Origin of the sequence: uncultured Mycobacterium sp., from assembly GCF_964249325.1 — a bacterium.
Lineage (GTDB): Bacteria > Actinomycetota > Actinomycetes > Mycobacteriales > Mycobacteriaceae > Mycobacterium.
This window is the reverse complement of the sequence record NZ_CAXUCH010000415.1, coordinates 1-2,073: the sequence shown is the minus strand read 5'-3', so window position 1 is coordinate 2,073 and position 2,073 is coordinate 1. Positions and strand designations below refer to the sequence as shown.

Annotated in this window: 3 protein-coding genes; all 3 read left to right on the top strand. The window is 68.0% G+C overall.

Annotated elements, in window-relative coordinates:
- The coding region (locus ACFE99_RS25305) for a C40 family peptidase (protein ID WP_375489662.1) at positions 1-645 on the top strand (645 nt) is incomplete at its 5' end.
- A 76-nt stretch (positions 646-721) separates the two neighbouring features.
- Positions 722-874 (top strand): hypothetical protein, encoded by a 153-nt coding sequence (locus ACFE99_RS25300; RefSeq protein WP_375489660.1) that lies wholly within the window; start codon positions 722-724, stop codon positions 872-874.
- A gap of 67 nt (positions 875-941) precedes the next feature.
- A partial coding sequence (locus tag ACFE99_RS25295; protein WP_375489658.1) for a DUF4226 domain-containing protein occupies positions 942-2,073 on the top strand: 1,132 nt, incomplete at its 3' end.

The following is a 2,073-nucleotide window of genomic DNA, read 5'->3' as shown; positions in this document are numbered from 1 at the left end:
CAGCAGGTGGTGGCCGCCTACCGGGCACGCGATGCGCAGCTGAGTGCGCTGGTGCGCGCCCTGGCGTATCGGCGCCGTGGCGCTGCCGGCATGGGGATGCCACTGTCTGGGATAGCTTCGGGCGCAGGCGGTTTAGGTGGGGGCGTGCCGCCCGGTGGTGGGTTGGTGTTGCCGGCGCTTTCGGGTCTGTCCGCTTTGGCCGGGGCTCGCCGCCACCCGCCTAGCACGTTATCGCGGGCAACCGATTCGCGTGGCGAGCGGGTGCCCGGCGGCCCGGGTGAGGCGGCGGTCAAGGCGGCGCTAAGCCGGCTCGGGCGTCCGTATGTGTGGGGAGCGAAGGGGCCCAACGCGTTTGACTGCTCGGGGCTCACCTGGTGGGCGTGGCGGCAGGCGGGCGTACAGCTGGGAGCCGACACCTATCGTCAGTTTGATGACGGAATTCCCGTGCCAGCGGGGCAGGTTCGCGCCGGCGACCTGATTTTCCCAAAAGACTCCTTTGGAGAAGGCGGTACACCGGGCCCTGGCCATGTGCAGCTGGCCATTTCACCGACAGAAGTCATCCACGCGCCGACACCGGGAGATGTGGTGCGCATCGCCCGGATGCCGTCGTCGTATGTCGCGCGCCGGCCGGTGCCGGTGATGTGAGCCGACAAAAAATCGTGCACAGCCTCACCGATCGGCGGCATTAGGCTCAAACCAACCATGTGGAAAGGACCACGCTGTGCAGGGCGGTTTAGAGCAGCAAGTCGATCACGTGTTGGCGGTTTTGTCGCGGGCACAGCAGGTATTCGGCGGCGACGACCCGCCGGTGGACCCTCCGGTGTTCGCCGCTTCGCGCGAGCTGGAAGACAACCTGGGCCGCGGCCAATTCTGAGGCGCCCATTCGCCAATCGACACGCAGCGCGTGCGGTGCGCGCGCCAGGACATAGCGAGGAAACGGTGTGAGCGGCCCGAAACACTTTCGTGAACAAACACATTGGGGTGTTCGACCGGACTCCGTGGCCGAGGGCTGGGAGCAAGGATGGGCGCCGCCGGACGCGAACTTCTACATCGGCTCGGCCGACCCGTACTGGGGCAGGGTGCTCGACGAGGCCCGCCAAGCCTACGGAGACCCCAATATCCACTTCGACACCGACAACGTGCACCAAGACCGCCACCTGGTGTTCGGCGACGGCACCCGCCTGCCGGCAGACGGCACGGTGATCTACCACGATGCGGCATCCAAGCAGGATTGGGTGCAAAACGACGACGGCACGGTGTCGCTGCTGGGCGCCGACGGCCGCCCCGGCGCTGCGATCAAACCGGTGGTGTACCGCAAAACCGATGACGGGCGATACGCGCCGCTCGACGAGCTCGGCCGGCAAGTCTCTGCGCTGCTGGGCGGGATACCCGCCGCGGACAACGGTCTTTACACCGACCCGCAGACCGGGCTGCTGACACCGAAGAACGGCGCCGGCGACTACTACACGGTCGGCCCGGACGGCAAGAAATCGTACTTCGACAAGCCCGGCACCCCGATCTCGGAAGAGCAGTTCACCAAACCGGATAGCCCTCCGCCGGCGCCGGTGCTGCCGACCGACGAACAGCAGTCGGGGCGCGCCGCCGACGCGGTCGCAAAGCTGCACGAGGACCTCAAGCAGCGCTACACCAAAATCAGCCAGGCCGAGGAGCAGTTATCGGAGGTGTTGCTCAACGCGCACGCCGCCACGAGCGCCGGGCAGCAGAAGCTCAACGACATCCAGCACACGATCGTCGACGCGGTGAACAACCCGGCCTTGTCGCTGGACACGCCCGCCGGCGAGCAGGCGTTCCTGAGGTTTTTACGCAGCCAGGTCAAAAACATCGGCGACGTGGTGACGTCGGGCAGTTTGACCGCCGACGATCAGGCCAAGGCGGCACGCGCGCTGAGCGACCTGTACGCCGCAGATGCCGCAGCCGGCTCCCCGGACGGTCCGCCGCCCGACGATCCGCCCGCCGCCCCGTCACCGGAGCCGCCCGCACAGCCCGACCCGGCCCTGTCACCCGGGCCCGGCGCCGGCGGGGCAGGCGATCCGTACCTGAGCGACCCCGCTG